At 62.6% G+C, this 25123-nt stretch carries 23 protein-coding genes; 9 read left to right on the top strand and 14 right to left on the bottom strand.

Annotation, left to right across the window (positions count from 1 at the left end):
- Positions 1 to 11: 11 nt before the first annotated feature.
- Positions 12 to 833, bottom strand: coding sequence for a UDP-2,3-diacylglucosamine diphosphatase (locus NKI18_RS25445; RefSeq protein ID WP_352619839.1), 822 nt, complete (start codon positions 831 to 833; stop codon positions 12 to 14).
- A gap of 120 nt (positions 834 to 953) precedes the next feature.
- Here NKI18_RS25445 and NKI18_RS25440 point away from each other — a divergent pair, with 120 nt between their 5' ends.
- From NKI18_RS25440 to NKI18_RS25420, 5 genes are all read left to right on the top strand, one after another.
- A complete protein-coding gene (locus tag NKI18_RS25440) occupies positions 954 to 1733 on the top strand; it encodes an SDR family oxidoreductase (RefSeq protein WP_352619840.1) in 780 nt (259 codons plus the stop codon).
- An 84-nt stretch (positions 1734 to 1817) separates the two neighbouring features.
- Complete coding sequence (locus NKI18_RS25435; protein WP_352646455.1) at positions 1818 to 2195, top strand: hypothetical protein; 378 nt, start codon at positions 1818 to 1820, stop codon at positions 2193 to 2195.
- A gap of 52 nt (positions 2196 to 2247) precedes the next feature.
- Positions 2248 to 2511 (top strand): hypothetical protein, encoded by a 264-nt coding sequence (locus tag NKI18_RS25430; protein ID WP_352568771.1) that lies wholly within the window; start codon positions 2248 to 2250, stop codon positions 2509 to 2511.
- Positions 2508 to 2816 carry a hypothetical protein gene (locus tag NKI18_RS25425; protein ID WP_352568772.1) on the top strand — a complete coding sequence of 103 codons (309 nt, stop codon included), beginning with the start codon at positions 2508 to 2510 and terminating at the stop codon, positions 2814 to 2816. Before NKI18_RS25430 ends, NKI18_RS25425 begins: the two co-directional genes overlap by 4 nt.
- Before the next feature lie 214 nt (positions 2817 to 3030).
- On the top strand, positions 3031 to 5355 hold the full coding sequence (locus NKI18_RS25420) for an NADP-dependent malic enzyme (protein WP_352619841.1): 2325 nt from the start codon (positions 3031 to 3033) through the stop codon (positions 5353 to 5355).
- Between the two features lie 12 nt (positions 5356 to 5367).
- Here the strand turns inward: NKI18_RS25420 and NKI18_RS25415 are convergent, their stop codons facing one another.
- Positions 5368 to 5988 carry a DUF1287 domain-containing protein gene (locus NKI18_RS25415; protein ID WP_352619842.1) on the bottom strand — a complete coding sequence of 207 codons (621 nt, stop codon included), beginning with the start codon at positions 5986 to 5988 and terminating at the stop codon, positions 5368 to 5370.
- Between the two features lie 264 nt (positions 5989 to 6252).
- Between NKI18_RS25415 and NKI18_RS25410 the strand changes: the two genes are divergently transcribed.
- Positions 6253 to 7464, top strand: a complete 1212-nt coding sequence (locus NKI18_RS25410) for a DUF2865 domain-containing protein (protein WP_352619843.1) — start codon at positions 6253 to 6255, stop codon at positions 7462 to 7464.
- Here NKI18_RS25410 and gltX read toward each other — a convergent pair.
- The 5 genes from gltX to NKI18_RS25385 form a co-directional block, all read right to left on the bottom strand.
- Positions 7382 to 8755 (bottom strand): glutamate--tRNA ligase, encoded by a 1374-nt coding sequence (gene gltX / locus NKI18_RS25405; protein WP_352619844.1) that lies wholly within the window; start codon positions 8753 to 8755, stop codon positions 7382 to 7384. The genes NKI18_RS25410 and gltX overlap by 83 nt on opposite strands.
- Positions 8756 to 8889: 134 nt before the next feature.
- Positions 8890 to 10695 (bottom strand): ABC transporter ATP-binding protein, encoded by a 1806-nt coding sequence (locus NKI18_RS25400; protein WP_352619845.1) that lies wholly within the window; start codon positions 10693 to 10695, stop codon positions 8890 to 8892.
- A 382-nt stretch (positions 10696 to 11077) separates the two neighbouring features.
- Positions 11078 to 11491 carry a GNAT family N-acetyltransferase gene (locus NKI18_RS25395; protein WP_352619846.1) on the bottom strand — a complete coding sequence of 138 codons (414 nt, stop codon included), beginning with the start codon at positions 11489 to 11491 and terminating at the stop codon, positions 11078 to 11080.
- Positions 11492 to 11518: 27 nt separating this feature from the next.
- Positions 11519 to 13201 carry an NAD+ synthase gene (locus tag NKI18_RS25390; protein ID WP_352619847.1) on the bottom strand — a complete coding sequence of 561 codons (1683 nt, stop codon included), beginning with the start codon at positions 13199 to 13201 and terminating at the stop codon, positions 11519 to 11521.
- Positions 13202 to 13266: 65 nt separating this feature from the next.
- Positions 13267 to 13980, bottom strand: coding sequence for a DNA-3-methyladenine glycosylase I (locus tag NKI18_RS25385; protein WP_352619848.1), 714 nt, complete (start codon positions 13978 to 13980; stop codon positions 13267 to 13269).
- An 82-nt stretch (positions 13981 to 14062) separates the two neighbouring features.
- Here NKI18_RS25385 and NKI18_RS25380 point away from each other — a divergent pair, with 82 nt between their 5' ends.
- Positions 14063 to 14626, top strand: coding sequence for a DUF1003 domain-containing protein (locus tag NKI18_RS25380; protein WP_023680015.1), 564 nt, complete (start codon positions 14063 to 14065; stop codon positions 14624 to 14626).
- Positions 14623 to 15210 carry a DedA family protein gene (locus tag NKI18_RS25375; RefSeq protein ID WP_352574954.1) on the top strand — a complete coding sequence of 196 codons (588 nt, stop codon included), beginning with the start codon at positions 14623 to 14625 and terminating at the stop codon, positions 15208 to 15210. Before NKI18_RS25380 ends, NKI18_RS25375 begins: the two co-directional genes overlap by 4 nt.
- Before the next feature lie 3 nt (positions 15211 to 15213).
- Here NKI18_RS25375 and NKI18_RS25370 read toward each other — a convergent pair whose 3' ends face one another.
- The 6 genes from NKI18_RS25370 to NKI18_RS25345 all read right to left on the bottom strand — a co-directional run bounded on the left by NKI18_RS25370 (position 15214) and on the right by NKI18_RS25345 (position 22199).
- Complete coding sequence (locus tag NKI18_RS25370) at positions 15214 to 15801, bottom strand: hemerythrin domain-containing protein (protein ID WP_352574952.1); 588 nt, start codon at positions 15799 to 15801, stop codon at positions 15214 to 15216.
- Between the two features lie 40 nt (positions 15802 to 15841).
- Entirely contained in the window at positions 15842 to 16201 is a 360-nt protein-coding gene (locus tag NKI18_RS25365; RefSeq protein ID WP_254820160.1) for a diacylglycerol kinase, read from the bottom strand.
- 77 nt (positions 16202 to 16278) lie between these two features.
- Positions 16279 to 16698: a GFA family protein gene (locus NKI18_RS25360; RefSeq protein ID WP_352574951.1), complete on the bottom strand. Its 420-nt coding sequence runs from the start codon at positions 16696 to 16698 to the stop codon at positions 16279 to 16281.
- A gap of 149 nt (positions 16699 to 16847) precedes the next feature.
- Complete coding sequence (locus NKI18_RS25355; RefSeq protein ID WP_352448710.1) at positions 16848 to 18221, bottom strand: class II 3-deoxy-7-phosphoheptulonate synthase; 1374 nt, start codon at positions 18219 to 18221, stop codon at positions 16848 to 16850.
- A 179-nt stretch (positions 18222 to 18400) separates the two neighbouring features.
- Positions 18401 to 21898 (bottom strand): transcription-repair coupling factor, encoded by a 3498-nt coding sequence (gene mfd / locus NKI18_RS25350; protein ID WP_352455659.1) that lies wholly within the window; start codon positions 21896 to 21898, stop codon positions 18401 to 18403.
- A 13-nt stretch (positions 21899 to 21911) separates the two neighbouring features.
- Positions 21912 to 22199 (bottom strand): FAD assembly factor SdhE, encoded by a 288-nt coding sequence (locus NKI18_RS25345; RefSeq protein WP_023680023.1) that lies wholly within the window; start codon positions 22197 to 22199, stop codon positions 21912 to 21914.
- A gap of 91 nt (positions 22200 to 22290) precedes the next feature.
- Between NKI18_RS25345 and recG the strand changes: the two genes are divergently transcribed.
- On the top strand, positions 22291 to 24399 hold the full coding sequence (gene recG, locus NKI18_RS25340; protein WP_352619849.1) for an ATP-dependent DNA helicase RecG: 2109 nt from the start codon (positions 22291 to 22293) through the stop codon (positions 24397 to 24399).
- Here the strand turns inward: recG and NKI18_RS25335 are convergent.
- Positions 24351 to 25103: a DUF502 domain-containing protein gene (locus NKI18_RS25335; protein ID WP_023680026.1), complete on the bottom strand. Its 753-nt coding sequence runs from the start codon at positions 25101 to 25103 to the stop codon at positions 24351 to 24353. The two genes, recG and NKI18_RS25335, sit on opposite strands and share 49 nt — an antisense overlap.
- Positions 25104 to 25123 lie beyond the last annotated feature (20 nt).

Raw genomic sequence — 25123 nt, 5'->3', positions numbered from 1 at the left:
GCCGGATTTGGTCAAGCCGCCTGGACTGCCCTGCCCTTGATGTCGATCGGCACGAGCACTTCGCTGCCGACCGGCGTCTCAGGCAGGACATGCGCCCAGTGCAGGATCTCCATCCGGCCGTCGAAATGCTCGACCACAGCCGTGCAGCTCTCCACCCAGTCGCCGGTGTTGATGTATTGCACGTCCTCGTAGTTTTCGATCGCGGCATGATGGATGTGTCCGCAAATCACGCCGTCGACATGCGAGCGGCGCGCCTCCTCGGTCAGCACGGTCTGGAACGAGCCGATGAAATTCACCGCCTTCTTGACCTTGACCTTGGCCCAGGACGAGAACGACCAGTAAGGCAGGCCGAGCACCTGGCGCAGGCGCGTGATGACGCGGTTGACCAGCATCGCCGCGTCATAGGCGTAGTCGCCGAGATAGGCCAGCCAGCGCGCATTATGGACGACGGTGTCGAACTGGTCGCCATGGATGACGAGAAGGCGTTTGCCATCGGCGGTCTCATGGATGGCGCGGTCGGCGACGACAATGCCGCCGAAATGAACGCCCTGGAACTGGCGCGCGAACTCGTCGTGATTGCCGGCGATGTAGGTGATGCTGGCGCCCTTGCGCGCCTTGCGCAGCAATTTCTGGACGACGTCATTGTGGCTTTGCGGCCAGTGCCAGCTTCGTCTCAGGCGCCAGCCGTCGACGATGTCGCCGACGAGATAGATGATATCGGCATCGTGATGGCGCAGGAAATCGATCAGGAACTCGGCCTTCGCCGCCTTCGATCCGAGGTGGACGTCGGAGATGAACATGCTGCGGAAAGTGCGGGGCTCTGCGCCGGACATCATTTGTCACCGTTGCTTTCGCCTGAGCCTATGCCCCGATTCATGCAACAACCGTATGACGGTTGCGGTTGGTCCAGCCATACGGGTAGGTTGCCGCCGAAATCAGAGGAGAAAATCACCATGGACCTCGGCATTCGCGGCAAGAAGGCCATAGTCTGCGCCTCGAGCAAGGGGCTGGGACGCGGCTGCGCCATGGCACTGGCGGAGGCAGGCTGCGATCTGGTCGTCAATGGCCGCAACGCCGACGTGCTGGCCAAAACCGCCGCTGAACTGCGCGAGAAATTCGGCGTCAAGGTGACCGAGATCGTCGGCGACATATCCAAGCCCGATGTCCAGAAGGCGCTGCTTGCCGCCTGCCCCGATCCCGACATCCTCATCAACAACAATGGCGGTCCGCCGTTTCGCGATTTCCGCGCGCTCGACCGCGAAAAGATCCTCGCGGGCGTCACCCAGAACATGGTGACCCCTGTCGAACTGGTTCAGGCCGTGATCGACGGCATGGCGGCGCGCGGCTTCGGCCGCATCGTCAACATCACCTCGCTGTCGGTCTATGTGCCTATCCCCGGCCTCGATCTTTCATCCGGCGCCCGCGCCGGCCTCACTTCGTTCCTCGCCGGCGTCGCGCGCACGGTGGCCGACCGCAACGTGACCATCAACAACATACTGCCAGGAAAACTCGATACCGACCGGCTGCGCGGCCCGCACGAGGCCGGCACGCCCGAAGATCCGGCCGCCGCCGCCGCGCGCAAGGCGCAAGCAGCGGCCAATGTTCCGGCCAAGCGACTCGGCACGCCGGAGGAATTCGGCCAGATCTGCGCCTTCCTGTGCTCGGTCCATGCCGGCTATCTGACCGGACAGAACATACCGGTGGACGGCGGCCTGTATGTCAGCGCGTTTTAGTGGGTATCTGACGCTTGGTATCCGCTGGGAACGGCGGGAAACGACCCATTGCGGACGTTGTAGCCATCAGCATAAGCTCCGCCAATGCAACACTCGTCCCTCGTATCCTTCCTCAACGGCGACAAACTACCGGACGAGCTTTGGCAGGAGATTGAAGCCGAAGTGACCGAATGCGTGACCGCCGCATCCAAGCCTGGCTCCGTGGGGCATGTCATCATCACTGAGGGGCCAAATACGATCATTGACCGTCGGCATGTGGACGTGCTGGTTAACGGGCTGGCGGACGGCACGCTCCCGGTCCAAGCCGCCGCCTATGTTGCCGATGCGCTGATCATGAGCGACGACTTCAACTTTGCGGACGAGGGCGTCTTGGAGGTTCTGTTCTTCCTGTCAGACGAGAGCGCGCCCCTTTCGCGAGAAGAGGTGCAAGCGCTGCAGAGCCGCCTTTCGACGGGACTGTAGCGTCCGCTTTCCATCCATTGCGGGCCTTGCGTCTTTCGCAGATACTGGCGGCATGGTTGAACTGGCCGGGCGGAATTATGAAGCAACGATTGGCAGTGATGTTCAACGGGATGGCATGTACCTGGAGCTCGTCGACCAGGACAATCACATAGTGGGCGAGATTTTTTTCTCGGACATTGATGGAAAGATGACGATTACCTTAGGTCAGCCCGAGGTTTCCGTTGAAGTAGTCGAATGGATGATTGCTAAAGCCAAGGTTCGCCTGCCACCGACTGATCCTGTTTCTCCTAACGACGGATCGGGAGGAGTACTGTGAAAACCTTCGCAGAAAGAATGATCGGCAAGTCGATACGGTCCGTTGGAAGAAGTGAAGAAGGGTACGGGATTACTGTTCTTTTCTCCGACGGCACCGGCCTTACCGCCTATTCAGAGGTGTCGCTGCGCATGAGTGACGCAGCAAGCGGTTCGCACATCGAACGCGTCACATCTACCGATCAAGAGATTACCTTTCACTTGGAAGGGGATGACTTCGTCGCGATCTCGACCGACCGTCAAAAGCACGACGCCGTCGAGTTGTTCGTCTACCAAGACACGGACGGCACCTTTATCGTCGAGAACTAAGCGACCGCCCTCCACACATAATGATCATTCGAACCGGCGCCGACATAGCTCGCCGCAGCACTACTTCGTCGCAAACATCTTCCACAGCAGATCGCAAAGTTAGGCTAATGCGAGGCAGAGCGTCGCGCTTGCGACATATCACCTCTCGAAAAGCCTCGGCTGCATGCTAAGAGACTCAAAACACCAAACGGACTGAACTGAGGAGGCGGCCGTCATGACAGGCGAAAGCAAGAAGGCGGCGCGATCCGACCTCGACGAAGCAGCGCTCTATTTCCATAAGCACCCCCGTCCCGGAAAGCTTGAAATCCAGGCGACGAAGCCGCTCGGCAATCAGCGCGACCTGGCGCTTGCCTATTCGCCGGGGGTCGCCGCCCCCTGTCTTGAAATCCGCGACGATCCGGCAACCGCGGCCGACTATACAGCCCGCGCCAATCTGGTCGGCGTCGTCACGAACGGTTCGGCGGTGCTGGGTCTTGGCAATATCGGTCCGCTCGCCTCCAAGCCGGTGATGGAAGGCAAGGCGGTGCTGTTCAAGAAGTTCGCCGGCATCGATGTCTTCGACATCGAGATCGACGCACCGGGCATCGAGCGCATGGTCGAGACGATCTCGGCGCTGGAACCAACCTTCGGCGGCATCAACCTGGAAGACATCAAGGCGCCCGAATGCTTCGAAGTCGAGGAGCAGTTGAAAGCCCGCATGGGCATACCGGTCTTCCATGACGACCAGCACGGTACCGCCATCATCGTCGCCGCCGCTGTGCTCAATGGGCTGGAATTCGCCGGCAAGTCCATCTCCGATATCAAGATCGTCACGTCAGGCGCCGGCGCTGCGGCGCTTGCGTGCCTCAACCTTCTGGTCTCGCTCGGCGCGCGGGTCGAAAACATCTGGGTCACCGACCGGTTCGGCGTCGCCCATAAGGGCCGCGTCGAGGAGATGGACCGCTGGAAAGACCCCTATGTGAAGGATACCGAGGCGCGCGCGCTGGCTGACGTTCTGCCCGGCGCCGACGTGTTTCTCGGCCTGTCTGCCGCCGGCGTGCTGAAACCGGAACTGCTCCACCACATGGCGCCCAAGCCGCTCATCCTGGCGCTGGCCAACCCCAATCCCGAGATCATGCCGGAAGCGGCGCGGGCAGCGCGGCCCGACGCGATGATCTGCACGGGCCGCTCCGATTTCCCCAACCAAGTCAACAACGTACTCTGTTTTCCCTACATCTTCCGTGGCGCGCTGGATTGCGGCGCAAGCGCCATCAACGAAGAGATGAAAATGGCTGCCGTGCGAGCGATTGCAGCGCTTGCCCGCGAAGAGCCGTCCGACGTTGCCGCGCGTGCCTATTCCGGCGAGACGCCGATCTTTGGTCCGGAGTTCCTGATCCCCTCGCCTTTCGATCCGCGGCTGATCCTGCGCATTGCCCCTGCCGTCGCCAAGGCAGCGTGCGAGACCGGCGTCGCGACCCGGCCGATCACCGATTTCGCCGCCTATATCGACAAGCTGAACCGCTTCGTCTTCCGCTCCGGCCTGGTCATGAAGCCAGTGTTCTCGATGGCCAAGACGTCGAGCGCCAAGCGCGTCATTTATGCCGACGGCGAGGACGAGCGCGTGCTTCGCGCCGCCCAGGTCGTGCTCGAGGAAGGCATTGCCGAACCGATCCTGATCGGCCGCCCGCACGTCATCGAGGTGCGGTTGAAACGCTATGGGCTGCGCATCAAGCCGGGCGTCGATTTCGGCCTGATCAACCCGGAAGACGATCCTCGTTACCGCCACTATGTCGACCTTTTGATCGAGCTTGCCGGCCGCCGCGGCGTGACGACGGAAGCGGCACGCACCATGGTGCGCACCGACAATACCGTGATCGCCGCCCTTGCCCTGAAGCGCGGCGACGCCGACGCCATGGTCTGCGGCCTCGAAGGCCGATTCGAGCGCCATCTGCGCAACGTCACGCTGATCATCGGGCCACGCGCCGGCATTAGGGATCGCGACCTGTCGACGCTCTCCATGCTGATCTCGCAGCGCGGCATCATTTTCCTCACCGATACCCATGTCTCGGTCGACCCGACCGCCGAGGAGATTGCGGAAATGACCGTTCTGGCGGCCGAGGAGATTCAGCGTTTCGGCATCGAGCCCAAGGCAGCGCTACTGTCGCATTCTGATTTCGGCTCCCGCGATTCGCCAAGCGCCATGAAGATGCGGCAGGCAGCGGCAATCCTGGCGCGCATCGCGCCCGACCTGCAATGCGACGGCGAGATGCATGCCGACTCGGCACTGTCGGAGCAGCTCCGCCAACGCGTCTATCCGCATTCGCGGCTGAAAGGCGAAGCCAATCTGCTGGTGTTCCCCAATCTCGATTCGGCGAACATCACGCTGACGGCGCTGCGCACGATGATGGACGCGCTGCATGTCGGCCCGATCCTGCTCGGCACCGATAGCCCGGCGCACATATTGACGCCGTCGGTCACCTCGCGCGGCGTCGTCAACATGACGGCACTGGCCGTGGTGGAAGCCGCGCACAAGGCGCAAGCCATCGTCGATCTGGCGTAGCCGCGGGCTTTCTCAGATTGGCCTGAACCGGAAATGCCCTGTCTGCCTGAAGGCAAACAAAGTGTCCTCTTCCCTGGCGCCGCCGCCGATATTGTGAATGACCAGTCTTCTTGTCGGTACCAATGTGGAGCGATTGGACGACACGATGGCAATATGCGACAGATTGCCGGGCAGCATCTGGGCGATGAGATCCCCTGGCCGATAGTCGGCCGGGTTTTGGCTGACGGGCAAGGCAGCACCGCGCCGCTCGAAATAGACCGCAAGGTTGGGCACACGGCGGTGGTCGATGTTGCGGTCGGGCGCTTTCAAGCCCCAAGCGTTCGGATAAGCGGCAAAATTGGCCCGCATATTCTCATGCACCAGCTCTTGCAGATCGAGATCGAAGGCGCGGCGATAGGCGCGGATCACGACATCCGTGCACACACCCCGCTCGGGCTCAACGTCCCCGCCCGGATAAGCCAGGCGTGTATAGGTCGGATCGTAAAGCGTGGTGACGCCTATCTGCTCACGGGCGGCTTCGACCAATTTGGTGCCCCAATCCGGCGTGATGGGCTTTTCCTGCGCCATGGCATCCGGCATCGCCAGGCACAAAAGACCAAACTGCAGCGCGGCTCGACGGGTAATCGCGGTCATGCCAAGCCTCCGGGCGTTACTGAATCCAGGCATTCTTCTGGGCGAATACGCCTTTTTCGTGCAGCGCCAGGATGTCGTGGTTCTGGCTCTGTCCGAATACGTCGTGTGGCGTGGTCGACATGACAGCACTCGTCGTGATCGAAGCCGCGCACCGGCGCAAGCCATCCGATTTGGGATGAAGCCGGAATCGGCGGTATGCTAAACAAACGGTTAACCGCAAGCGCGGTAGCTTTCTGAACGACAGGCAGGCGGAGTTTCGGAGGGATGACGGGCGCATGTTGGAAGCTGACGCGTGCCGCCGCGCTGCTCGGTGCCCTGCTACTGTGCGACATTGCCGTCACTCAGGCGCAGGCCGCTCCGCGCCTCTGCCGCCAGCTTGAAGCCGATCTTGCCGCCGCTTCTCGCGGTGGCGGCGGCAAACCGGCCTTGCTCAGGAAATATGACGACGCAATCGTCCGGCAGCGCCAGCAGATTTCAAAGGCCGTCAGCCAGGCCAGCAGCGCCGGCTGCGGCTTTTCGCTGTCTCGCCGCAACGCCAACGCATGCGCGGCACTCGACGCCACCATCGATCGCATGGCAGCCAATCTCGACGCCCTGCAGGCCAAGCGCGCCGACCTTGCCGGCGGTGGTTCGCGACGCGATCGCGCGCGCATATTGACGTTGCTTGACGCCAATGGCTGCCGCGATGATGCGGCAGCGCGGACGCCCGCGCCGGTCCGCGAAGCCAGCCGTGAAAACGGCAAGCGAAACCTGCTCGACCAGCTTTTGGGCAGTGACGCAACTGAACCCGGTGCGCCCGACCAGCCTGAAGGGCCCAGCCAGGCCGAAGAGCTAAGCCAGCCGGGCAACATCCGCACCATGCTCAACAACGCCGACATGGGCCAGCCCCAAGGCGAATTCCGCACCATGTGCGTGCGGACCTGCGACGGTTATTTCTTTCCGATGTCGAATGCCGCCTCACTGGGCGATTTCGAGCGCGACCAGAAGAATTGCGAATCGAGCTGCCCCGGCACAGAAATGCAGGTTTTCTACACGCGCGGCATGAATGGCGATTCGGCGTCCATGACGTCTTCGGTGACCGGCAGGCCTTATATCGAACTGCCGACGGCCTACCTCTACAAGCAGTCCGACATGCCGCGGCGGCCGACCTGCGGCTGCAATGCCGCGCAGAATTTCGAGATCATCGCCGGCAACCCGCCAACCCGGGCACAATCTGAGGCGAATGTAGAGAGTACCCCGTTCATTCCGCTGCCGGTTGCTAGGCCTGATCCGGGCGCCGACCCGGAGTCCTTGGCCAATGCGCAAGACGGTCTCGACCGTGAGGCGATCAGACGCCTTGCCGTCAAGCCCGTGCCTTCGCCGACGTCCCTGCCCCCGCCAGAACAGCGCAAGGTCAGGGTCGTCGGGCCAACGTTCCTTCCCGACCCAGCAGCGGCAACAGATCTGCAAGCTCCGGACCCGAAGGCTGTCCCGTAAGCGCCAGCCTGAGCGGCATGAACAGCGCCTTGCCCTTACGGCCGCTCGCCTCTCGGATCTTGCCGGTCCAGTCTTTCCAGACGGTGCCGTTCCAAGGCTCCTCCGGCAGCAGTTCGAACGCCTGGCGAAGAAAGTCGCGGTCATCGTCGGAAAACTCCGCCGGCTCCTCTGGACCGTCTCGAAGCGTACGCCACCAGATCGCCGCATCGGCCAGCCTGTCGAGATTGCCGCGCACGGCCAGCCAGAAAGGCTCGGCCTGTTCGCCGGAGATGCCGAGCACGATCAGCCGGTCGCGCGCCTCGGAAAACGGCATGTGATGCAGCAGCGTGCGGTTGAGCACGAAGAGCTCGTCCGGGTCGAATTTGGCGGCGGATTTCGATGTTGCAGCCGGATCGAAGCGCTCGGCTAGCTCGGCCATCGTTGGCACCGCCACGACGTTTTCCGAGGTGCCGACGAGCACCGCCAGCGAAGCGATCGCCATCGGCTCGATGCCGCTCTCACGCAGGCTCTGGATGGACAGCGCGCCGGTGCGCTTCGAAAGTCCCTCGCCTGATGCCGTTGTCAGGAGATTGTGGTGGCCGAACACCGGCGGCTCCGCGCCAAGTGCTCGGAACAGGGCTATCTGGACGCCGGTATTGGTGACGTGGTCGTCGCCGCGAATGACATGGCTGACGCCCATGTCGATGTCGTCGACAACCGAAGGCAATGTATAGAGGTAGGTGCCGTCCTCACGCCGCAGAACCGGGTCTGAAAGCGAGGCGAGGTCGACGGTCTCTTCGCCGCGCACCAGGTCGTTCCAGTGGATTTCGGTGCGCTCCGGCTGCAGCGGATCGCTGCTGAAGTTGGGCAGCAGAAAGCGCCAGTGCGGCCGCCGGCCATCGGCCTCATATTCCGCCACCTGCTCGGGTTCCAGCGTCAGCGCCTCGCGGCCATAGACTGGCGGCAGGCCACGCGTGCGGCGCACCTTGCGCCTCAGGTCGAGCTCTTCAGGCGTCTCATAGCACGCATAGACGAGGCGGGCCTCCTTCAGCCTCTCCAGTGCGGCATCGTAGATTTCGACCCGCCGCGACTGATACTCCGTGGCATCGGGGAAGATGCCCAGCCAATGCAGGTCATATAGGATAGCGTCGGAAAATTCCTGCGTCGAACGGGCAACGTCGGTATCGTCGAAGCGCTGGATGAAGCGGCCCTTGTTCTTGATGGCAAACAGCCAATTGAACAAAGCAGTGCGCGCATTGCCGATATGGATGCGGCCGGTCGGAGACGGGGCGAAACGGACGGTAACTGTCATGAGCGGGGCGTACCGGATGGTTTTGCTGTTGACAAGACGCGCCCCCGCGCTCTGCGGCAGACATAGAACATGACCAAGGCGAAGAAAAGACGGCAGCGCCACGCGTCCGTTAAGACGCGCGGCACCGCAACCCGTCAGATCACCAGGCCTTTGGTCAGCTCAAGCGCCTGGCGTTCGAACAGTCGACGATAGATGCCGCCTTGCAGCCGGATCAGCTGGTCATGCGAGCCCTCCTCGACGATGCGGCCGCGATCGAACACCAGAAGCCTGTCCAGCGCGCGCACCGTCGACAGCCGATGGGCGATGACCAGCGTCGTGCGGCCAACCATCAAGCGTTCCATCGCCTGCTGGATCAACACCTCCGATTCCGAATCGAGGCTCGACGTTGCCTCGTCCAGGATAAGGATGCGCGCATCGGCAAGAAAGGCGCGTGCGATTGCAACGCGCTGACGCTCACCACCCGATAGCTTTACGCCACGCTCGCCGACCAGCGTGCCATAGCCTTTCGGCAAATTGGCGATGAAGTCATGCGCGCTGGCCAATCGCGCCGCGTGCTCGATCTCGGCCTGCGTGGCGGCCGGCCGGGCATAGGCGATGTTTTCGGCCAGCGACCGGTGAAACAGGATCGGCTCCTGCTGGACAATCGCGATCTGTGCGCGCAGCGACGCCTGCGCGACACCGGCAATGTCCTGGCCGTCGATCAGGATATTTCCCGCGGTCACGTCATAGAGGCGCTGGATCAGCTTGACGAATGTCGTCTTGCCGGAGCCGGAATGGCCAACCAGCCCGACCCGCTCGCCCGGCGCGATGTCCACCGAAAAGTCGCGATAGAGCGGCAGGCGGTGGCTGCCATAATGGAACGTGACATTGTCGAAGGTGATACGGCCATCGGTGATCCGGATCGGTTTGGCGCCGGGCCGATCCTCAATGCCGAGTGGTTCGGACTGGAAGTCGACCAGTTCCTCCATGTCGTTGATCGAGCGCTGCAGATTGCGGATATGCGTGCCGATGTCGCGCAAATAGCCTTGCAGCACGAAGAATGAGGTCAGCACGAAGGCGACGTCGCCGGCGCTCGCCTGCCCCCACGACCACAACAGCAGGGAGAATCCGATGACCGCTGCCCTCAAAAGCAGCAGCATCGTCCCTTGCGTGGTGCCGTTGACAGTGCCGCGCATCCAGGTGCGGCGCGTGCGGCCGCGCCATTTAGCGACGACCTCGGCAAGCCGTGTCTCCTCGCGTTCCTCGGCACCAAAACCCTTGACCACGGCGTTGCAGCTCACCGCGTCGGCCAGCGAGCCGCCGAGCCGTGTATCCCACGCATTGGCAAGCCTTGCCGCGGGCGCGACATAGCCAAGCGACAGCATCGTCGTCACCGCGATGAACAGAACCGAACCGGTGGCGACGACAGCACCCATCAGCGGCCAGAACCAGCCAAGCAGCAGCGTCGAGCCGACGAGCATGACGACCGATGGCAGCAGCGCGATCAGGATCGTGTCGTTGAGCAGGTCGAGCGCCCACATGCCGCGCGTTATCTTGCGCACCGTCGATCCGGCGAAGCTGTTGGCGTGCCAGTCGGTGGAGAAGCGCTGGACGCGGTGGAAGGCGTCGGCGGCGATATCCGCCATCATCTTCAACGTCAGCTCGACAATGGCCATGAAGGCGAGATTGCGCAGCACGACACCGGTGAGCGCCAGGGCCACCAGCATCGAAAAGGCCGCTGTCGCCGCGTTCCACGCAACATCGTCGGCCGCAGCACTGCTGGCGACGGCATCCACCAGCTGGCCGGAATAGAGCGGCGTCAGCACGTCGGCCAAGGTCGACAGCAGGAACGTGCCCATAATGCCGGCAAGCCGCCACGGCTGACGCCGCCAATGGCTGAGCGTGAAGCCAAGAACGCTGCGAAAGGCGCCCGCGCGCAAATCTATTCGAAAACGAGTCATGATGTCATTCGGGCGCAAACGAGCCCGATCCCACGAAAGTAGAAATTGAAAAACCGCGTCGGCGCCGTTAGGCGCCCGGAGATGCGGAGGTTTGGCGTATTTGGCGGCCCTGTAGAGGGGCGGCGACCGGCAGCGGCGAAATACCTGCCTCGGTTCAGCCTTGCCGCGAGGCTATCTCGCGGCGCACTGACCAAGACCTAGGCTTCGCGGCCTCGCATAACGATGTCAAATCCTGGCATTCGGTTCCTCCTGAAGGGGAATCGCGGAGAGGTGTTTATAGAGACGCCTCAACGCCGCGCCAAGTCAGTAGATAGCCAAAAGCGCATCTGGTCCAAGCAGTGAGACGATTTTGCAACAATCGCGGGTTGTGCGCTGCCTCTGTTCAGGTTGCCGGGATACGGTCGAAGCGCATATAGCGGCCGTCGGTAGAAGGCCTGAAGCCGAGCTTTTCGTAAACCGCATGGGCGTCGTTGGTCGACAGGCTCCAATGCGTGACCGTCTTGACGTCCGAGTGGTCGATAAGCGCCTGGACAAGCCGGGTTCCGATGCCTTGTCCGCGATACCCGGGCCAGACAATTATGTCGGCGAGATAGGCAAATACCGTACGGTCGGTGATCGCCCGGCCGAAGCCGACCTGATTGCCGCCGACATAGGCGCCGACGCACAGTGAGTTGGCGAAGGCGCGGCGGTGCAGTTCGTCGCTGCGGCCACTGCCCCAATAGCTCTCCTTCAAAATGTCGGACGTCGCCCGGAAGTCGATCCGCGACGGGTCGAAGCTGATTTCAAGGTTGGCCATGGCTAAACCGTTAAACAGGCCAATCGCCTACCCGCCATCCCTGAACCGGTTGGTAATGGGATAGCGGCGGTCGCGGCCGAAATTCTTCCTGGTGATCTTCACACCGGGTGCCGCCTGCCGGCGCTTGTATTCGGCGACGTAAAGCAGGTGCTCGACGCGCGTCACCGTCGCCCGGTCATGGCCGCGCGCGACGATGTCGTCGACACCCATCTCGTTTTCGACTAGGCACTCCAATATGTCGTCGAGCACCGGATAGGGCGGCAGCGAATCCTGGTCCGTCTGGTTCTCTCGCAGTTCCGCCGAGGGCGCCTTGTCGATGATGTTGGTCGGGATCACCTCGCCGGACGGACCGAGCGCACCCGGCGGCACATGCGCGTTGCGCCAGCGCGACAGCGCATAGACCTGCATCTTGTAGAGGTCCTTGATCGGATTGAAGCCGCCATTCATGTCGCCATAGAGCGTCGCGTAGCCGACCGACATCTCGCTTTTGTTGCCGGTGGTGACCACCATCGAGCCGAACTTGTTGGAAATCGCCATCAGGATGGTGCCGCGGGCCCGGCTCTGCAGGTTTTCCTCGGTGATGCCTTCGTTGGTGCCCTCGAAAAGCTGTGTCAACGTGTGCAGGAAGCCCTCGACCGGCTCGAAGATCGGCACGATATCGTAGCGGCAGCCGAGTGCGCGGGCGCAGTCCTCGGCATCCTTCAGCGAGTCCTTCGAAGTGTAGCGGTAAGGCATCATCACGGCGCGCAGCCGTTCCTCGCCCAGCGCATCGACGGCAAGTGCCGCGCAGATCGCCGAATCGATGCCGCCGGAAAGGCCGAGCACGACATTCTTGAAGCCGTTCTTGTTGACGTAATCGCGCAGGCCCAACATGCAGGCGCGGTAGTCGGCCTCCTCCTTCTCCGGGATTTTCGACATCGGTCCGTCAGAGCAGAACCAGATGTCATTCTTTCGCTTCCAGGTGGTGACGTTGACCGTCTCCTCGAACTGGCTCATCTGGAAGGCCAGCGTCTTGTCAGAACCTATGGCAAACGATGCGCCATCGAAAACCAGCTCGTCCTGGCCGCCAAGCTGGTTGGCATAGATAATCGGCAGTCCGCATTCGATGACCTGGCGGATGACGATCTGGTGGCGGACGTCGACCTTGCCGCGGTAATAGGGCGAGCCGTTCGGGACCAGCAGGATTTCCGCGCCGCTTTCGGCCAGCGCCTCGCAGACGGCAACCTCGCCCCAGATATCTTCGCAGATCGGCACTCCCACGCGCACGCCGCGGAAATTGACCGGCCCCTGGATCTCGGGGCCGGCCTGGAAGACGCGCTTCTCGTCGAACTCACCGTAATTCGGCAGATCGAGCTTGTAGCGTTCGGCAAGGATCTTGCCGCCATCGGCAAAGATGATCGAATTGTGCGTGCCGGTCTTGCGCTTCAACGGCGTGCCGATGACGAAACCCGGGCCGCCGTCGGCGGTATCGCCGGCGAAATCCTCCGCCGCCCGCTCGCAGGCCTTCAGGAAGGCGGGCTTCAGCACCAGATCCTCAGGCGGATAGCCGGCAAGGAAAAGCTCGGTAAACAGCACGAGGTCGGCGCCTTGGCGGGCGGCATCCGCCCTCGCCTCGCGTGCCTTGGCAAGATTGCCGGCGACGTCGCCGACCGTCGGATTGAGCTGGGCGACGGCGATGCGCAATACGTCTGGAGCGGTCTTGTCTGTCATGCCCGTGGGTTTAGCGCGGCAAAATTCGTCGAGCAATGGCGTTCGTTTGGACCAAACAGTCGATCCTATTCGCCCATATATTCGCGCAAGGCTTCCGGCGGATGGTTCTCGCCGATCGACATTGCCAGAATGCGCGAAATGTGCCGGCGCGGCAGCCCGGTTTCCGCCGCCCAGGCGTTTATCTGCACTTGGATCTTGTCCAGGTCCTTCTTCGATGTCGGGCTCTGCGCGAGGTCGAGCCCGGCGTCGCGCAGCGCTGCCGCCATGTCGGCCGAGACGATGAAGGCGTCCCACTCCAGCCAGCGCAGAAAATACTGGCCGGTATTGCCGCCGAGCCGGCTGCCATGCTTGCCGAGATAGGCCATCAATCCGACCTGGTCATCCGCCGGCCAATTGGCCAGGAACTTGCCGAAGCTGCCATGCTCCTTCGACACGCGCTCGACGAAGGCTGCGTTGTCGCGTACGGATTTGATCTTCTGCGGATTGCGGACGATGCGCTTGTCGGCTGTGAGATCGTGCCAGAAATCGTCAGGCTGGAACAGCAGCCGCTTCGGCTCGAAGCCAAGAAATGCTTCCTCGAAACCCGGCCATTTCTGCTCGATGACGCGCCAGACAAAGCCGGCGGCAAAAACCCGCTCGGCCATGGTCGACAGGATCCGGTCGTCCGCAATCTTTGCCACCGCGGCATTGTCGGGCATAGGACCCAGCAGCGACGTCAGCGCTGCCTCACCGCCTTTGCGCTTCGCTGCACGGGCGCGAATTTTCTGAAAATCCACCATTGTTTCCTGACCCCATCGCGTCAATCTACCACTTCCGTATGAACCGGCAGCTTCTACCTCATCGCTGACGACGGAGGCGACGATGAACAAAACGATCGAGGACCTGGCAAGCCGCTGGCTGAAGCGAAAGCCGGACGGCCTCAGCGCGCTCGAAAGCCGGGTACTGCAATCTACGCTCGAGCGCACCACGATCTCCAAGGACACCAACAAGGCCGTCGCCTTTCACCAGACGTTTGGAGATCGCCTGGCCGACACCATCGCCCGGATCGGCGGCTCGTGGTCCTTCATCCTGGCATTCATTGGCTTCCTGATCCTGTGGACGGCAGGCAATGTCTGGCTCTTGTCGCGCGCCGCCTTCGATCCCTATCCCTTCATCTTCCTCAATCTCGTGCTTTCCATGGTTGCCGCCCTGCAGGCGCCAGTGATCATGATGGCGCAGAACCGCCAGACGGAGCGCGATCGAATCGACGCCGCCCACGACTATGAGGTTAATCTCAAGGCCGAGATCGAGATCATGGCGTTACACGAAAAGCTCGACGAACTGCGCCACAGCCAGATCATCGGCATGCGAGACGAGATCGCCCGGCTGGCCGAGCAGGTGAAGCGCATCGACGACATTCTGTCGAAGCAGCGAACGTCTTCATGACGGAAGTCATCCATCGTCTCATTGAGCAATATGGATTGGTCGCGGTTTTTCTGGGCTGCGTCGCCGAGGGCGAAAGCGCCGCAATTCTTGGCGGTTTTTTTGCGCATCAGCATGTCTTCGTCCCGTGGCAGGCGTTTCTCGCAGCCGCGCTCGGCGCCTTCGGTGGCGACACGTTGTTCTTCATCTTGGGACGGAGCTTCGCCGACCATAAATTCGTGATCAGGCTCCGAGCCCGGCCGGGCTTCAGCCACGCCTACCGCCTTGTCACCTCTCATCCCAACATTTTCGTGCTGTCGAACCGTTACATCTATGGCCTGCGACTGGTCGGCGGAATCGCGGCCGGGCTGTCGGGCATCGCCGCGGCGCGCTTCATCATCCTCAACGCCATCTCGTCGGTAGTCTGGGCGGCACTGTTCTGCACTGTCGGTTATGTCTTCGGGCTGGGCGCGGAGCACATCGTCGGCCAGGCGCTGGCCCGCCACGAGCGGTTGCTGATCGCTCTGGCAATCGGCCTCGTTGTGGCTATCCTCGGCTGGCTGGCGTCGCACTTCCTCGCCAAGAAGGAGCTTCGCAAGGGAAGCTGATCGTCAATCTATGCCGAGCGCACGGTCACCCTTTTCCAGGATCAGCGGGATGATCAGGTCTTCCTCGTCGGCAAGATGCCTGGTCAGCATGGCGATCAGCCGGCTGTTCTCGTCGGCATAGGCATCGGCGGCGAAACGCTGTTTGTCTTCGCTCTCCTGAAGCGTGCGGATGAAGGCATTTGCCGCCTCGGCATTGCGCTCCAGTCCCTCATGGATTGTGTGGTGATCGGCATCGAGAATCTCGAAGCCGCGCTTCAGACGGGTCTCGGCCCTGGCGAAGACCGGGAAATAATGATGGTCCTCGACATTGTGATGGCCGTCGAGATTGCCGAGGAAATGGTTGAGGCGCGGCGCGAACCAGCGCGCGAATTCCGGCGCGTTCAGCCTACCTTCTCGATAATCGCCGATACCATTGGTGAGCATGCCGCCAAGCTCGCGGAACATATCGTGCCGCTGCAGCCACATATTGGCCACGCCGTGGATGTTGGCATGCGCCTGCCAGATCTCGCGCGGATATTTTTCGGCCAGCCAGCGCAGATCGTCCGGCAGGCCCTCACGTTCGAGCAGCAGAAATCCGGCGGTATCGGTCATGTCGGTTCCCTCAATTGACCGGCATGTAGTGTTTGAAACGTCAGATCGGTACCCCGAGGATCCGCTCGACGATGGCGACGCCCCAGACGCCTGCAGCGATTACCACCGAAATAAGCACCGCCAGCGAACCGCAATCCTTGGCCAGTTGGATATCGATGTTGAATTCGCGGCTGAACGCGTCGCATGCCGCCTCGATGCCGGTGTTCAACACCTCGATCATGATCATGAGCAGCACCGCGCCGATCAGCAACGCATAGCCGCGCCACGATTCCGAAAGGAACCAGCCGAGCGGCAAGGCAAGCACGAGCAGTGTCAGCTCCAGCTGGAAGGCCTCCTCGCTGGCCGCCAGTTTGCGAAACGCCCGCACCGAATTGTAAAAAGCGTCGATCAGCCGCTGCATGCCAAAACCCTTCGGAATCACCGGCAGGGGATTAGCGCAATGGCTGGACCAAGGGAATAAGGCGACCCCTTCAAAAATCAGTCGCCTGCCACCTTGATCGACGGTGTCGACTTCTCGAACTGCGGCAGCCCATCATCGATGGCGTAATAATCGCCCTTGTCGCCGACGAAGATATGGCATTCTCCTTGAAGCCCGGTTGGCGCGTCGAACAGCCCTGCCATGACCGAAACATAGCCGTCATCGCTCGGCTTCCAGAACAGCAGAGAGCCGCATGTCTTGCAGAAGCCGCGCCTGGCGAACGAAGAGGCCTCGTACCAGGTGATGCTCTCCGCGCCGGTGATTGTGATGTCGCGGTCGGCAACGTTGGCCGCCGCATAAAAATGCCCGCTCTGCTTCCGGCACTGCGAGCAATGGCAGTAGACGACACCGCGTAGCGGTCCTCGTGTCTGGAACCGCACTGCCCCGCACAAGCATGATCCGCTGTGACTATCAGCCATGTCGGCCTCCCGATGCAATTGCCATCGCCTGGCAGGATTCCAGTTTTGCGCGCGTTAGGCACGAGCAAACGCGACACCGGCGGGATTGAATAGAAAAAGCGCCGGTTTTCGCCCGGCGCTTCTTCAATGACATCACAGTTCAGATCGTATCAGCCATTGACGGCCTGCTTGTGCTGCACCGGATGGGTCTTCTTGAGCAGATCGGAGACCAGGAACGCCAACTCGATCGCCTGGTCGGCGTTGAGGCGCGGATCGCAATGGGTGTGGTAGCGATCCTGCAGCTCTTCGGCGGTGATGGCGCGGGCGCCACCGGTGCATTCCGTGACGTTCTTGCCGGTCATCTCGACATGGATGCCGCCCGGATGCGTGCCTTCGGCGCGATGCACCTCGAAGAAGGTCTGCACCTCCTTCAGGATGCGGTCGAACGGCCGTGTCTTGTAGCCGGCGGCCTCGATGGTGTTGCCATGCATCGGGTCGGACGACCACACCACGCTGCGGCCTTCCTTCTGCACCGCGCGCACCAGCTTCGGCAGGTGGTCAGCAACCTTGTCGGAACCGAAGCGCGCGATCAGCGTCAGCCGTCCCGGCTCGTTCTCCGGATTGAGCAGGTCGATGAGCTGCAAGAGGCCATCCGGCGTCAGCGACGGACCGCATTTCAGCCCCAGCGGGTTCTTGATGCCGCGGCAATATTCGACATGCGCATGGTCGGGTTGGCGCGTGCGATCACCGATCCAGATCATGTGGCCAGAGGTGGCGTACCAGTCGCCCGAAGTCGAATCGACGCGAGTCAGCGCCTCTTCATAACCGAGCAGCAGCGCCTCATGACTGGTATAGAAGTCGGTCTCGCGCAGCGCGTAATTAGTCTCCGAGGTGATGCCGACGGCCTTCATGAAGTCCATCGTCTCGGTGATGCGGTTGGCGAGCGACTCGTATTTCTCGCCCTGCGGGCTGTCGGAGACGAAGCCGAGCATCCATTGATGCACGTTCTCCAGGCTGGCGTAGCCGCCTTGGGCGAAGGCACGCAACAGGTTGAGCGTGGCCGCCGACTGGCGGTACGCCATCTCCTGCCGCGCAGGATCGGGAATGCGCGACTTGGCGTCGAACTCGATGCCGTTAATGATGTCGCCGCGATAGCTCGGCAGCGTCACGCCGCCCTTCGTCTCATTGTCGGACGAGCGCGGCTTGGCGAACTGGCCGGCGACACGGCCGACCTTCACCACCGGCTGGGCGCCGGCGAAGGTCAGCACCACCGACATCTGCAAGAAGACGCGGAAGAAGTCGCGGATATTGTCGGCGCCATGCTCGGCGAAGCTCTCGGCGCAATCGCCGCCCTGCAGAAGGAATGCGTCACCGGCAGCGACGGCTGCAAGCTGCTTCTTCAGCTTGCGTGCCTCACCTGCAAAAACCAGCGGCGGAAACGTGGCAAGCTGGGCTTCCGTGTTCCTCAGCGCGGCAAGATCCGGATAGGCAGGAACCTGCTGGATCGGCTTAGCTCTCCACGAATTCGGCGACCATTTCGTCATCGAAGCACCTAACGCTCTTTCACACGGACGCCATCGCCCGCCAATCCGCCCCATATGGGGTCGCGGCTCCATACACGAAGCCGATTTCCTATTCTAGACCGGAAGTGGTCGCGTGGCGAATGAGCACGGCACTGCGAAAGTGCCGGTGCGGTTGTGCCCAGAGCACCACCGACGCGCTGCTACGCCGCCTTCTCCACCAGCCGCGCCAGCTGCGTCATGACAACCGCTGAGCCAGCCAGCCGCTTCTCGGGCGTCGCCCAGTCACGGCTGAAGACGACGCTCTGGTCGGGTCGGATCTTGGCCAGCGAGCCTTGTTCGCCGATGAGCTTGACCAGCCCGACCGGATTGGGGAATTCCCGCTTGCGGAAATGGATGACGACGCCTTTCGGCCCGGCGTCGAGCTTCTCCACGTTGGCCTTGCGGCAAAGCGCCTTGATGAAGACGATCTTCAACAGATGCTTTACCTCTTCCGGCAGCGGCCCGAACCGGTCGATCAGCTCGGCGCCGAAAGCATCGATCTCTTCCGTATTTTCGAGATCGCCAAGACGGCGATAGAGCGCCAGCCTGAGCTGCAGATCCGGGACGTAGCTTTCCGGGATCATCACCGCCGTGCCGACGGCGATCTGCGGCGACCAGCCGCCGTCCTGCACCTCGCCGGAATCCTTCACTTCGGCCACCGCCTCCTCCAGCATCTGCTGGTAGAGCTCGAAACCGACCTCCTTGATGTGGCCCGACTGCTCTTCGCCAAGCAGATTGCCGGCGCCGCGGATGTCGAGGTCGTGGCTGGCCAGCTGGAAACCGGCGCCTAGCGTATCGAGCGACTGCAGCACTTTCAGCCGACGCTCGGCTGTATCGGTTAGCTTGCGGTTGGCGGGCAGCGTGAACAGCGCATAGGCGCGCACCTTCGAACGGCCGACGCGGCCACGCAACTGATAGAGCTGCGACAGGCCGAACATGTCGGCGCGATGCACGATCAGCGTGTTGGCGGTCGGTATATCGAGGCCGGATTCGACGATTGTGGTCGACAAAAGCACGTCGTACTGGCCGTCATAAAAGGCATTCATGATATCGTCGAGCTCGCGGGGCGGCATCTGGCCATGGGCCACCGCCACTTTCAGCTCAGGTACAGATTCGCGCAGAAAATCATGGATTTCCGCGAGATCGCTGATGCGCGGTACGACGTAGAAGGAATGGCCGCCGCGGTAGCGTTCTCTGAGCAGCGTCTCGCGGATGACCAGCGGATCGAAGGGCGAGATGAAGGTGCGCACCGCCAGGCGGTCGACCGGCGGCGTAGCGATCAGCGACAACTCGCGCACGCCGGTCAAGGCAAGCTGCAGCGTGCGTGGGATCGGCGTCGCCGACAAAGTCAGAACGTGGACGTCGGTCTTGAGATCCTTCAGCCGCTCCTTGTGCTTGACGCCGAAATGCTGCTCCTCATCGATGATCAGCAGACCAAGATTCTTGAACGAGATCGAGGAGCCGAGCAGTGCATGCGTGCCGACGACGATATCGATCTGGCCTTCGGCGATGCCCTTCTTGGTCTCCGCCAATTCCTTGGCGCCGACCAGCCGCGAGGCCTGGGCGACGCGGATCGGCAGGCCGGAGAAGCGCTGCGAGAAGGTCTTGAAATGCTGGCGCGACAACAATGTCGTCGGCACCACTATGGCCACCTGAAAGCCTTCCATCGCCCCAATGAAGGCGGCGCGAAGTGCAACTTCGGTCTTGCCGAAGCCGACATCGCCGCAGATCAGCCGGTCCATCGGCTTTCCGGCGCCTAGATCATCCATGACCGAATCGATCGCCGTCTGCTGGTCATCGGTCTCCTCATAGGGAAAACGCGCTGCAAACTCGCCATAGAGGCCTTCCGCCGGCACCAACGCCGGCGCGGCCCGCATCTGTCGCTCGGCCGCGATGCGGATCAGTTGCCCGGCCATGTCGAGCAGGCGCTTCTTCAGCCGCGCCTTGCGCGATTGCCAGGCGCCGCCGCCAAGCTTGTCGAGCGTCGCCTCGGCCGAATCCGAGCCATAGCGCGACAGCAGCTCGATGTTTTCCACCGGCAAGAATAGCCGATCGTCGCCGGCATAGTGGATTTCGAGGCAATCGTGCGGCGCACCGACCGCCTCGATGGTGCGCAGCCCGATGAAGCGGCCAATGCCATGGTCGGCATGGACGACGATATCGCCTGAAGACAATGCCGAAGCCTCGGCGATGAAGTCGGACGCGCGCTTCTTGCGCTTCGAGCGCCGGATCAGCCGGTCGCCGAGAATGTCCTGCTCGGCGACGACGACCAGTTTCTCAGTCTCGAAGCCGGATTCGAGCGGCAGCACGGCCAGTCCCGCCTGCCCTGGCTCAAGCCTTTCGGCTTCGGCAAGCGTCGCCACCGGCTTCAGATTGCCAAGGTGATGCTCGACCAGGATCTGGCCGAGCCGGTCGAGCGAACCTTCAGTCCAGCCGGCGACGACGACACGGCGGCGTCCAGCGCGCTCGTCGGAAATGTGTTTTACGACGACGTCGAAAACGTTGGCGTTAGGATCGGCGCGTTCCTCGACGAAGCTGCGGCCGTGGCGCGAGCCGGCATGGAACACCTTTTTCGCGCCGGCATCGGGCGCGTCGAAGGCCGTGAAATCTATCGCCTCGCGCGGGCCAAGCGAGGCAATCAGGTTCTCGGGCGACAGATAGAGCAGATCCGGCGGCACCGGCTTGTAGGGCACCGCGTCCTTCAAGGCGCCGTCGGCCTGCTTCTTGCGCGCTTCGTAGTGGTCGAGGATCAGAGTGTGGCGCTCGGCCAGTGCCTCATGCGCCAGATGGTCGAAAACCACAGGCGCATCGGGCAGGTAGTCGAAGACGGTTTCCAGCCGCTCATAGAAGAACGGCAGCCAGTGCTCCATGCCGGCAAACCGCCTGCCCTCGCTGACCGCCGCATAGAGCCCATCGTCGCGGGAGGGCGCGCCAAAGGCTTCGATGTAGGCGCGGCGGAAGCGGCTGATGGTTTCCGGCGTCAGCGCCACCTCGCTCATCGCCTGCAGCGCCATCGATTTGCGTTGGCCGATGGTGCGCTGGGTTGCGGTGTCGAAGACGCGGATCGATTCCAGCGTATCGCCGAAGAAATCGAGGCGCAGTGCCTCCGTCCAGCCGGGCGCGAAGAGATCGAGAATGCCGCCGCGCACCGCAAATTCGCCGATGCCGCGCACTGTCGGCACTCGCTCGAAGCCGGAATTCTCCAGCCGCGACACCAGCACGTTCATGTCTATCTGGTTGCCGGGTTTGGCGTGGAAGGTCTGCGCCTCGACGAGTTCAGCCGGCGGAATGCGTTGCAACAGCGCATTCGCAGTGGTGAGGACGACGGCGCGGTGCGGCTTCTTCGCCAGCGCAATCATTGCGGCCAGTGCATCGAGCCGCCTTGCGGCGGCATCGGCGCCGGGCGAGACGCGGTCGTAAGGCAGGCAGTCCCAGGCCGGCAGTTCCAGCACCGGCAGGCCCGGCGCCGCAAAGGCAAGCGCCTCGACGATCGCCGGCAGACGCTGGCCGTCGCGCGCCACGAACAGCACCGGCTTGTCAGGAGCGATCTCATGCGCGGCCTGCACCAGCGCAAAGGCTTCGTAGCCGTCGGCGACGCCATCGACGATGAACTGGCCGGCGCGGCCTTTCGGCAGACCGATCGTAGGGATAAGGCTCATGGCTACACGTTGTTCAGAAGGTCATCTCCCGGCGCGAAGCCAGGATTTTTTGCAGGACGGCACAGTCGATATCCGCCGGAACCGGGCGTTCGCCAGTGACGAGAGGCAGAAATTCGGTGTCGGGAATGTCGAGGAGCCTCTCATATTGGTCGATTTCGTCGCCGGTCAAGGCGCCGATCTCGGCATCGGCGAAGCTGCCGAGTATCAGGTCCATCTCGCGCATGCCGCGGTGCCACGAACGAAACAGAAGCTTGCGGCGGCGGGCGTCGAGCCCCTCGCTTGATCGTTTCGTTCCGGTCATCTTGCAACATCCTTGCCCAGGCGGCGCATATAGCGTGGATAGAAGGCGGTGTCAGCCTTGTGCTACAGTCGCCGCAACATAAGCTGACATCATGCGTCCCTCCCTCCTCGATCCGCTGTTTGTCCCGATCACCTCGCTTGTCGGCGTCGGGCCAAAAGTTGGCGCCCTGATCGAAAAAGTCGTAGCAGCCGACCTCGGCGACCGGGCCGCGCGCGCCGGGGACCTCTTGTTCGTGCTGCCGCATACTGTCATCGACCGCCGCAACCGGCCCGGCATCGCCGGCTCGGCCGAGGGCGCCATCGTCACACTCGACGTATGCATCGACCGCCACCAGCCGCCGCCACGCGGCAACAGGTCGGTCCCGTACCGGGTCTACGCCCATGACGACACCGGCGAGATCGCGCTGACCTTCTTCCATGCCCATGCCGCCTATCTCGAAAAAGCAATGCCCGTAGGCGAGCATGTCGTCGTCTCCGGCCGCATGGAATGGTTCAACGGCCGCCCGACCATGGTTCACCCCGACCATATCGCACTTGCCGGCGACGCGGAAAACCTGCCGCTGGTCGAGCCGGTCTATCCGCTGACCGCCGCGCTCTCGGGCAAGGTGCTGCGCCGGGCCATCGGCCAGGCGCTGGCCCGCCTGCCGGTGCTGCCCGAATGGCAGGACGGTGAGTTCCGGCGCCGCCATGCCTTTCCTGCTTTCAGCGATGCGCTCAACCGCATCCACAATCCTGCCGACCCGATCGACGTCTCTGTCGACGGCGCAGCGTGGCGGCGCCTTGCCTATGACGAGTTCTTGGCCGGCCAGGTATCGCTGGCGCTGGTGCGGGCCAAGGTCCGCCGATTATCTGGCCGGCCACTGGTCGGCGACGGCCGCATAGTCGAACAACTGCGCGCCGCACTCCCCTATTCGCTGACCGTCTCGCAGGAAATGGCGCTTGCCGAAATCAACGCCGATCTCGGTAACCCCGAACGCATGCTGCGCCTTTTGCAGGGCGATGTCGGCTCCGGCAAGACGGTGGTCGCGCTGCTTGCCATGGCGCGTGCCGTCGAGGCCGGCGGCCAGGCGGCATTGATGGCGCCGACCGAAATCCTGGCGCGCCAGCATCTGGCAACGATTGCGCCGTTGGCGGAACGGGCCGGCCTGCGTGTCGCCGTCCTCACAGGTCGCGAAAAGGGCCGCGAGCGTGCCGACACGCTGACCGGGCTGGCCAATGGTGACATCGACATCGTCGTCGGCACCCATGCGCTGTTCCAGGAAACGGTGACGTTCCGTGACCTCGTGTTCGCCGTCGTCGACGAGCAGCACCGTTTCGGCGTCCATCAGCGCCTTGCCATTACCGCCAAGGGCGATGCGCCCGACATGCTGGTGATGACAGCAACGCCGATACCGCGGACGCTGGTGCTGACTGCATTCGGCGACATGGATGTGTCGAAGCTGACGGAAAAGCCGGCCGGCCGCCAGCCGATCCGCACCGTCACCTTGCCGCTTGAACGGCTCGACGAACTGATCGGACGCATGCTCGACGCCGTCGCCGATGGCCAGAAAATCTACTGGATCTGTCCGCTGGTCGAGGAATCCGAGGAGATCAAGCTGATGTCGGCCGAGGACCGTTTTGCCTCGCTGAAGCCGCTGTTCGGCGACCGCGTCGGCCTGGTGCATGGTCGCATGAAAGGCGCCGACAAGGACGAGGCGATGCGCGCCTTTAAGCAGGGCGACACCCGTATCCTGATCGCCACCACCGTCATCGAGGTCGGCGTCGATGTGCCGGACGCGACAATCATGGTCATCGAGCATGCCGAGCGTTTTGGCCTCGCCCAACTGCACCAATTGCGCGGCCGGGTCGGGCGTGGCGACAAGCCTTCATCGTGCGTGCTGCTCTACAAGGATCCGCTCGGCGAGACGGCAAAACGCCGTTTGTCGGTAATGCGCGAGACCGAGGACGGCTTCCGTATCGCCGAAGAGGATCTGAAGCTGCGCGGCGAAGGCGAGTTGCTCGGCACCCGCCAGTCCGGCACGCCGGGCTTCCAGGTGGCGCGCATCGAGGCGCATGCCGACCTGCTCGAGGCCGCTCGCGACGATGCGCGGCTGATGCTGTCGCGTGATCCGGAACTGCAGTCCGAACGCGGCACGGCGCTGCGCCTGTTGCTCTATCTGTTCGGCCGCGAGGAGGCCGTGCGGCTCCTGCGTGCCGGCTGAGGCATCGTGTCGAGCGGAGGATTGGCAAGCGCGCCGTGGATCTGCTCGCCGTTCACCGTCACCATTTTGACCGCCGGCGCCACCAAGCCGGCCGACACGATCAGCTTGGCTCCGTCCTCGATTGTCATATCGAGCAGCACAATGTCGGATTTCGGCACATACATCAGAAAGCCTGTCGTCGGGTTGGGCGTACATGGCATGAATACGGCAATCAGCGGATCGCCTTCCCGGTCGAGCTTCTGGTTGATCTCGGTTTCCTTCTCGCTGGCGACGAAGACCAGCGACCAGACCCCTTTGCGCGGATATTCGACCAACCCGACCTGGCGGAACATGTCGCCCTTGTTCGACAGCACGGTCTCGAAAATCTGCTTCAGCGAACGGTAGATGCCGCGCACCAGCGGCATGCGGCCAAGCAGGCGCTCGCCGAAGTTGACGATGGCGCGGCCAACGATATTGGCGGTCATAAAACCGATGAAGGTGATGAGGATCAAGGCAACGATCAGCCCAAAACCCGGCACTGGAAACGGCAGGTAGGTGTCCGGATTGTAGCGTACCGGAATGTAGGGTTTCACCCAGGAATCGACCCAGCCGATCAGCGACCAGGCAATGTAGGCAGTAATCGCCAGCGGCGCGCAAACGACGAAGCCGGTCAGGAAATAGTTTCTCAGCCGGGTCATGCCTGAGGTCTTGAGAGCATCCGACATGGTTCACCGCAGCGTGTGTT

The organism is Mesorhizobium sp. M0800 (assembly GCF_040320095.1).
GTDB lineage: Bacteria > Pseudomonadota > Alphaproteobacteria > Rhizobiales > Rhizobiaceae > Mesorhizobium.
This window is presented reverse-complemented; position numbering and strand designations above follow the sequence as displayed.